This window comes from Streptomyces sp. NH27 (assembly GCF_056859195.1).
Map to the genome: position 1 here is coordinate 1 of NZ_JACEGK010000398.1, position 7,412 is coordinate 7,412.

A 7,412-nucleotide genomic window follows, 5' to 3' on the forward strand; every position below is an offset into this window, starting at 1 on the left:
GGCCGGCTGAGCAACTCCGCAGGAGCTACGCCGGCTTCGGGGTCGGGTTCGGCAGGAGCGCGATCAGGCAGGTGCCCGCCGCGAGGAACGCCGCGCCGATGAGGAAGGCGAGGCCGTAGCCGGCGGTGAGGGCATGGAGGTCGTCGGCTCCGTGTGCGTGCCGGGTGGAGGCGCGGTCGGCGGCGGCCGTGGCGAGGATGGTGAGCCCGAGGGCGCCGCCGAGTTGGCGTGAGGTGTTGAGCAGCCCGGAGACGATGCCCTGCTCGCTCATCGCCACCCCGGAGGTGGCCGCCGCCGCGATCGGCGTCATCAGCAGGCCCGCCCCGAACATCGTGACCATGCCCGGCCCGAGGATGGTCCCGGCGAAGTCGCCGTGCACGGTGAGGGTGCTCTGCCAGGCCAGCCCGGCCGCGGCGAGCACCCCGCCGGCCGCGCCGACCAGCCGCGCGTCGACCCTGCCCATCAGGCGGGGTGCGAGTTTGGAGCCGATGATGACGGCGATGGTGTGCGGGAGGAAGGACACCCCGGCCCGCACGGGGCTGTAGTGCAGCACGTTCTGCATATAGAGGGAGAGGAAGTACCAGGTCGAGAAGGTCGCCGCGCCGCACCCGAGCAGCACGGTGTTCGCCGCGGACACCGACCGCACCCGGAACAGCCGCAGGGGCATGAGCGGCGCCGTCGTACGCGCCTCGACCAGCGTGAACACCGCGAGCAGCACGGCGCCCGCGATGAGCGGCAGCAGCGAGTGCGTCGAGGTCCAGCCGTGCGACTCGCTCTGCGCGATGCCGTACGCCAGTCCGGCCACCCCCGCGGTGACCAGGACCGCGCCCGGTATGTCGAGCCGGCGGGCCCGGTCGGCGCGGCTCTCGGTCAGGCACAGCGCCGCGCCCACCAGCACCAGCGCGCCCACCGGGACGTTGACCAGCAGCACCCAGCGCCAGGACAGGTAGTCGGTGAGCAGCCCGCCGACCAGGCCGCCGGCCGCCCCGCCGCCGGCGCCGACCGCCGTCCACGTGCCGATCGCCCGGGTGCGCTCCGAGCCCTCGGGGAAGGACGTGGTGAGGATGGACAGCGTGGTCGGGGCGAGCACCGCCGCGCCGAGGCCCTGCACCGCGCGGGCGCCGATCAGCATCCACTCGTCCTGCGCGAGGCCGCCGGCCAGGCTCGCCGCGGTGAACAGGCCCAGGCCGACCAGGAACGTGCGCTTGCGGCCGAAGAGGTCGGCGGCCCGGCCGCCCAGCAGCAGGAAGCCGGCGAAGGTCAGGGCGTACGCGTTCACCACCCACTGCTGGCCGCTGTCGCTGAGGTTCAGCGCGGTGCGCATCGACGGCAGCGCCACGTTGACCACGGAGACGTCGAGCACGACCAGGAACTGGCCCGCGCAGACCGCCACGAGCACCGCCCACGCGGGGGCTGCGGAACGGCGGGTGCGGGAGGTGGGCGCGCGCTGCCCCAAGAGTTCGCTCATACGACCATCCTCCCGGTCGACCTGCCGCGGGGCATCGGGATTTCGGCCTATCCGGGACCTACGCCCCCCGGTCGGTCCGAAGGTGGTACGGAGGCGGTCCGAAGGCGGTAAGGGGGAGGTCCGGGGGCAGTTCGGAGGAGGTACGGCGGCGGTACGTCCACCCGGCGGCGGTCCACCCACACTCATCCGGTGCCGCTCCACCCGCCAACCCCCTCCGCGGTCAATCCCGTTGATGATCCGCCCGGCGAAACAACCGGCGGGAAATCCGCCGCGACGCGATAATTCCCGCCCCGGAACAATCCGGAATGCACCAGATCCGATCGGACTCACCGCTCCCCGCGGCCCTATCGCACGCCGCTGACAGCCGCAGCTGCTTCACCGAAAACGTTGGAGGAAGGGGCCAGTGACCCGGAGCAGCACCGGGCGGGCCCTCACCGCGATACAGACCACCGATCGCAACCTGGACTGGTTGCTGGACAGTCTCCTCGACCGCGCTCCCGGCAGCCGGTACGCGCTCGTACTCTCCCGGGACGGCCTCAAGATGAGCTGGTCCACCAGTTTGACGGTCGACCAGGCCGACCAGCTCGCCGCCATCGCGTCGGGCATCCAGAGCCTGTCGCACGGCGCGTCCGTGGAGTTCGGGGACGGCACCGGCGGGGTGCGGCAGTCGATGACCGAGTTCCACGGCGGCCTGCTGGTGATCGTGGAGGCCGGCGAGGGCGCGCACCTCGCGGTGCTGGCCGCGCAGGACGCCGACGCCGGGATGATCGGTCACAACACCAGTGAGCTGGTGGAGCAGTTGGGCGACCACCTGACCGCACCGCCGCGAAGGCCGGGCGAGGACTCCGTATGACCCGCGGGTCCGTCGAGGGCGAGAACCCGGACCGGCTCTACACCGTCACCGGGGGCCGCAGCCGCGTGGAAGACGTGCGGCTGGACCTGGTCGCCCTCATCGTCAGCGAGTCGCGGCCGTCGGCCGGCATGCAGTCCGAGCACGTCGCCGTCCTGCGGATCTGCCGTACGCCGACGGCGGTCGTGGAACTCTCGGCCGACCTGCGGCTGCCGGTGAGCGTGGTGCGCATCCTGCTGGCCGACCTTCTCGACACCGGCAAGGTCACCGCCCGCCACCCCAGCACGTCGGCGGGTGCCGAGCTGCCCGATTCCGAACTTCTGAAGCAGGTGCTCGTTGGACTCCGCAACCTCCGAACCGCCCGCGCGTGCGCCGCTGGCCGACACCGCGGACCAGGGACTGAAGATCGTGATCGTCGGCGGGTTCGGCGTCGGGAAGACCACCATGGTCCGCTCGGTCGGCGAGATCCGCCCGCTGAACACCGAGGAGACGATGACCCGGGCCGGCATCGGCATCGACGAGACCACCGGGGTGGACGGCAAGGTCACCACCACGGTCGCGTTCGACTTCGGCCGGATCAGCCTCAACGAGCGGATGGTGCTGTACCTGTTCGGCGCCCCAGGCCAGGAGCGCTTCTGGTTCCTGTGGGACCGGCTCTTCTCCGGCACGCTCGGCGCTGTGGTGCTGGTGGACCCGCGCCGGGTCGCCGACTCCTGGTACGCCATCGACCGGTTGGAGCACCACGGGCTGCCGTTCGTGGTGGCCCGCAACAACTTCGGGCCGCCGCTGCCCGAGGTGCTGTGGGAGGACACCCCGACGCAGAACTTCGCCGGCCGGGACACGCAGTTGGGCGGCCGCCGAATCCGGCAGGGCGACTGCGTGGTGCTCGGGCTGGCCGCGGCCAACACCGACCCCGAGGTGCGCCCCGACGGGCACGCCGGCACCGGCGGCAACAGCGCGCACGTCTCCTTCAGCCACGGCGAGCACCGCTGCCCCTACCCGGCACCGGAGTTGGCCGAGGCGATCGCCGGCACCGCGGTGGAGGTGCTGCTCGACCGGCTGCCCGACGTGGAGTTGGCGGTGCGGCCGGCGGAACTGGCCTGGCGGCCGTCGATCTGGATGCGCGGCCTGGACGTGCTGCCGGTCCACTTCACCTCGGCCCATGTCAACTGACGCGCACGCGTCGGCGACGGGTGGCCGGGCCGGCCGCCCGGCCGGTCACACCGGGTCGAACTCCACCCGGACCGACGCCGGGCCACGGGTGAACACGCCCCGCTCGACGGGGACTTCGCCCGGCGCGAGCCTGATCCCCGGCATGGCGTCGAGCAACTGGTCCACCCCCACCTCCACTTCGGACTTGGCCAGCAGCGCGCCGACGCAGAAGTGCCGGCCCAGCGCGAACGCCAGATGGTCGGCGGCGGCGGAGAACGCGTTGGTGCTGTTCAGGTCGGTCCGGAAGATGTCGAACGTGTCCGGGTCGGCGTACCGCTGCTCGTCGCGGTTGGCGGAGCCGATCAGGCAGGTGACGGTGCTGCCCTTGCGGATGACACCGCCGGCGACCGGCACGTCCTCGGCGGCCTGGCGCATGATCATGTGCACCGGGGGCGTGTAGCGCAGCGTCTCGGCGAACGCGCGGGGGATCAGCGCCCGGTCGTCCCGCACCGCCGCCAACTGGTCGGGGTGCCGTAGCAGGTTGGCGAAGACGCTCGCGATCGCCTTGTCGGTGGTCTCGCCGCCGGCGGCCAGCAGCAGGCTGCAGAACGCCTTGATGTCCTCGTCGTTCATCGCGGTGCCGTCGACCTCGGCACCGCACAGCGCGGAGAGCAGGTCGTCGCCGAGGTGCTCCCGGCGGTGCCGGATGACCGGGAGCAGGTACTCGGCGAACTCCACCCGGGTGCGCTCGCCGGCCGCGGTGACCTCCGGGTCCTGGCCGAGGTTGCCGAGGAACGCGATCACCGAGGTGTACCAGCCGTGGAACCTGTCGTGGTCGGCCTGGTCCAGCCCGAGCATGTCGGCGATCACGTTCACCGGGAAGCGGGTGGCGTACTGCCCGACCAGCTCGGCCGAGCCCGACTGCCGGAAACCGTCAATGAGTTGGCGGGAGTTGCGCTCGATCACGGGCAGGAACTTCTCCTGGAGTTCCCGGCCGCGGAAGGCGGGCGCGACCAGGGCGCGGCGTACCGAGTGCTCGCGGCCGCTCATCTGGAGGATGGTCCGCCCGTGCACGGGCTCGACCTGCCACCCGTAGTTGTCGGTGGTGAAGGTGCTGTCCTTGAAGGCGCGTTCGACGTCCTCGTAGCGCGACACGATGTAGCTCTGCATGGCCTCGTGCCAGACGAGAGGCGTCTCCTGCCGCATCACCCGGTAGCTGGAGTAGGGGTCCTCGGCGAACTCCGGCGACAGGATGTCATGGGCCGGACCAGGTACGGACATGAGACTCCTTGGTCGTAGGGAACCTGCGGAACCTGCCGGAACGTACCCGGCCAGCGTAGGCACGAACGGTCCTCCAGGCCATACGAGTTGGCCCGTCACTGCTGGTCACGGCCGGATGCGGCGGCCGGGCCCGGCGGGGCGGGCACGGCGGTGGGTACGTCGCCAGGGGCGGCCGGCCGGGCAGACGGACGCGGCGGCGGGCGCGTCATCAGGGGCGGCCGGGCTGCGCCGGGCGCCGGGCGCGGAGCGCCTACGCTGGCGGCATGCACAAGGACGTACTCGCCGCCTTCGAGGCCGCCAAGGGCTTCATGCCGCTCGACGAGGGCATGGCCCTGCACGCCGCCGCGAAGGAGGCCGCGGCCGGTCTCGGGCTGCCGTTGCTGGAGGTCGGCACGTATTGCGGCCGCTCCACGCTGCTGCTCGCGGAGGCCGCCGCGGCGGCCGGCACGGTCGTGGTGACCGTCGACCACCACCGCGGCAGCGAGGAGCAGCAGCCGGGCTGGGAGTACCACGACCCGGAACTGGTGGATCCCGCGCTCGGGCGGATGGACACGCTCCCGCACTTCCGCCGGACCCTGTACGCGGCCGGGTTGGAGGACCACGTGATCGCGGTGGTCGGCCGTTCCCCGCAGGTCGCGAAGGTGTGGCGGCAGCCGCTCGGCCTGGTCTTCATCGACGGCGGCCACACCGACGAGCACGCGAACGCCGACTACGAGGGCTGGGCGCCGCTGCTCGCCGAGGGTGGCGTGCTGGTGATCCACGACGTCTTCCCCGACCCGGCCGACGGCGGCCAGGCCCCGTATCGCGTCTATCGGCGGGCGCTGGACTCGGGGGCGTTCACCGAGGTGTCGGTGACCCGCACGCTGCGGGTGCTGCGACGGGGGAGCGGGAGCATCGACGGGCCCGGAGGGGCCGCCGGAGGCCACGGACAGTCACTCAGGGTGCAAGCTGACGGCTTGGGCCGATAGAGTCGCGGGCGTGTTCAGCAACGGGTCACACGGGGGCGGTCGTGGCGGCGGAATCGTCGCAGCGGTCGTAGTGGCGGCGGCGGTGCTTCTGAGCGGCTGCGGGACAGCGGCGGGCTCGGGCTCCGGTTCCGGCGGCACGCACAGCACCGGCAGCGCGCGAGGCGCCGACGGAAAGAACGCCGGCGGCGGCACGTCCACGCCCGGCGCCACCCCCTCGTCGGCGAAGCCGTCTGCTGAAACGCTTCCCCTGGCCGGGAAGGTCGTCGTGCTCGACCCGGGGCACAATCCGACCAACTACCAGCACACCGAAGAGATCAACCGGCTGGTCGATATCGGCACGAACCGCAAGGAATGCGACACCACGGGGACCGAGACCAACTCCGGTTACCCGGAGGCGTCCTACACCCTGGACGTCTCCCGGCGGGTGCGGGCGATCCTGGTCGCGCGCGGCGCGAAGGTCGTACTGACCCAGAACGGCGACCGCCCGTACGGCCCCTGCGTCGACGAGCGGGCCCGGATCGGCAACGACGCGCACGCCGACGCCGCGCTGTCCATCCACGCGGACGGTGCGCCCGCCGGCGCGCGCGGCTTCCACGTGATCGCGCCCAAGTCGCTGCACGAGGGCGCCGCCGACACCCGGAAGATCGCCGCTCCTTCGCTGCGGCTGGCCGGCACGCTGCGCACGCACTTCAAGGCGGCGACCGGTGAGCCCTTCGCCAACTACCTCGGCGGCGGAAGGGGGTTGATGGTCCGCGACGATCTGGGCGGGCTCAACCTCTCCACCGTGCCGAAGGTGTTCATCGAGTGCGGCAACATGCGCGACAAGCAGGACGCCAAGTCGTTGACGAGCTCCGGCTGGCGGCAGCACGCCGCCCAGGGGATCGCCGACGGTCTCACCGCCTTTCTCGAGGGTTCCCCCGCGGGGCCTGCCGATGGGAAGAGGTGACAGGGCTGTAGCAGTCCGGTATGGATCGTGCACCAAGACCCATACCTGGCACCCGGCCGAAGATCACACCCGTACGATGGGGCACCGCTTCCCGCCCCGACGAACCGATTCCCGCATCTCGCATCGCAAAGGACAGGACCCGACGTGAACATCCGCTCCCTGACCCGAGGAGACGGCCTGGTGATCGGCTCAGCGGCGCTGCTGCTGATCGCCTCCTTCCTGCCGTTCTACAAAGTCGACTACGGCTCGGCGTTTGGGTCGTCCGCATCCCACTCCGAGAACCTCTGGCACTCGGACACCTTCCCGATCCTGCCGTCGGTGACGCTGGCCGCGATCATCGTCGCCGTCGCCGTGCTGTTCGCCAGGACCGGGCAGTTCGTCGGCCGGCAGGTGCTGGGCCTGGGCCTTGACCAGTGGGCGATCGCGCTGTCCCTGTTCATCGGCTGGACCGCGCTGTGGGCCACCCTCTTCAACAACCAGGATGGCGTGGACAAGGGTGCCGGTGCCTGGCTGACCTTGGTCTTCGGCCTGGCCATCGCCGTGCTCTCGGTGCTGTCCAACCGGCTGCCCGCGCTCAAGGCCCCGCTGGCCGGTGCCCCGCGGCCGCAGCAGCCGCAGCCGTACGGCGTCGGTGGCCCGCAGCCCTACGGCGCGACCGCGCCGCAGGCCGGCTACGGCTACCCGGGCGGCGCCCAGTCGGTCGACCCGGCCTACAGCGGCGCCCCGGCCCCGCAGCCGCCGTACGGT

Annotated in this window: 5 protein-coding genes and 3 pseudogenes; 6 read left to right on the forward strand and 2 right to left on the reverse strand. The window is 71.9% G+C overall.

Features of this window, described 5'->3' with window-relative positions; all coding sequences use genetic code 11:
- Positions 1-25: 25 nt before the first annotated feature.
- Complete coding sequence (locus AC13HU_RS27090; RefSeq protein WP_483044577.1) at positions 26-1,468, reverse strand: MFS transporter; 1,443 nt, start codon at positions 1,466-1,468, stop codon at positions 26-28.
- 403 nt (positions 1,469-1,871) lie between these two features.
- Between AC13HU_RS27090 and AC13HU_RS27095 the strand changes: the two genes are divergently transcribed.
- The 3 genes and pseudogenes from AC13HU_RS27095 to AC13HU_RS27105 form a co-directional block, all read left to right on the forward strand.
- Complete coding sequence (locus AC13HU_RS27095) at positions 1,872-2,321, forward strand: roadblock/LC7 domain-containing protein (RefSeq protein ID WP_483044578.1); 450 nt, start codon at positions 1,872-1,874, stop codon at positions 2,319-2,321.
- Positions 2,318-2,671 (forward strand): annotated as a pseudogene (locus AC13HU_RS27100) (DUF742 domain-containing protein); the annotation flags it as partial. The gene AC13HU_RS27095 and the pseudogene AC13HU_RS27100, both read left to right, overlap by 4 nt.
- A pseudogene (locus AC13HU_RS27105) lies at positions 2,655-3,095 on the forward strand (GTP-binding protein); the annotation flags it as partial. The pseudogenes AC13HU_RS27100 and AC13HU_RS27105, both read left to right, overlap by 17 nt.
- A 441-nt stretch (positions 3,096-3,536) precedes the next feature.
- Here the strand turns inward: AC13HU_RS27105 and AC13HU_RS27110 are convergent.
- Entirely contained in the window at positions 3,537-4,751 is a 1,215-nt protein-coding gene (locus AC13HU_RS27110; protein ID WP_483044579.1) for a cytochrome P450, read from the reverse strand.
- 263 nt (positions 4,752-5,014) lie between these two features.
- Between AC13HU_RS27110 and AC13HU_RS27115 the strand changes: the two genes are divergently transcribed.
- From AC13HU_RS27115 to AC13HU_RS27125, 3 genes and pseudogenes are all read left to right on the forward strand, one after another.
- Positions 5,015-5,719 carry a class I SAM-dependent methyltransferase gene (locus AC13HU_RS27115; protein ID WP_483044580.1) on the forward strand — a complete coding sequence of 235 codons (705 nt, stop codon included), beginning with the start codon at positions 5,015-5,017 and terminating at the stop codon, positions 5,717-5,719.
- 10 nt (positions 5,720-5,729) lie between these two features.
- Positions 5,730-6,665, forward strand: coding sequence for an N-acetylmuramoyl-L-alanine amidase (locus tag AC13HU_RS27120; protein WP_483044581.1), 936 nt, complete (start codon positions 5,730-5,732; stop codon positions 6,663-6,665).
- A gap of 144 nt (positions 6,666-6,809) precedes the next feature.
- Positions 6,810-7,412: pseudogene (locus AC13HU_RS27125) on the forward strand (hypothetical protein); the annotation flags it as partial.